Raw genomic sequence first — 387 nt, forward strand, 5'->3', positions numbered from 1 at the left:
GGCCAGCGCATCGGCCAAACGCGCGCGCAGCTGCGGATTCGGGGCCGTGACGCGGTAGGTGGTGGCGGCGTATTCCGGCACCCGATTGTTCAGCGGCCGGCTTTCCGCCTCCCACTTCCTGCGGCCGCCGTCGAGCAGCTTGACGTTCTTCACGCCATAGATGTCGAACACCCAGGCGCCCCAGGCCGCGAACCAGTTGTTGGTGTCGCCGTAGAGCACCACCGTGGTCTCGGGGCCGACCCCGGAGCGCGAGAGCAGCGCCTCGAACGCCTCCTTGCCGACGATGTCGCGCCGCACCTTGTCGTTCAGGTCGTTGTGCCACGAGAAATTGACGGCGCCCGGCACGTGCGCGCGCTCGTAGAGGCCGGGGTTCACGCTGACCTCTAC

Annotated in this window: 1 protein-coding gene; it reads right to left on the reverse strand. The window is 68.2% G+C overall.

Going from position 1 to position 387, the window contains the following annotated elements:
• Window positions 1-375 (reverse strand): sulfurtransferase (locus tag MPC4_RS05360; protein ID WP_280514740.1); only part of this gene is annotated, 375 nt, incomplete at its 3' end.
• Window positions 376-387 lie beyond the last annotated feature (12 nt).

The organism is Methylocella tundrae, assembly GCF_901905185.1.
In the GTDB taxonomy this organism is placed as follows: Bacteria; Pseudomonadota; Alphaproteobacteria; order Rhizobiales; family Beijerinckiaceae; genus Methylocapsa; species Methylocapsa tundrae.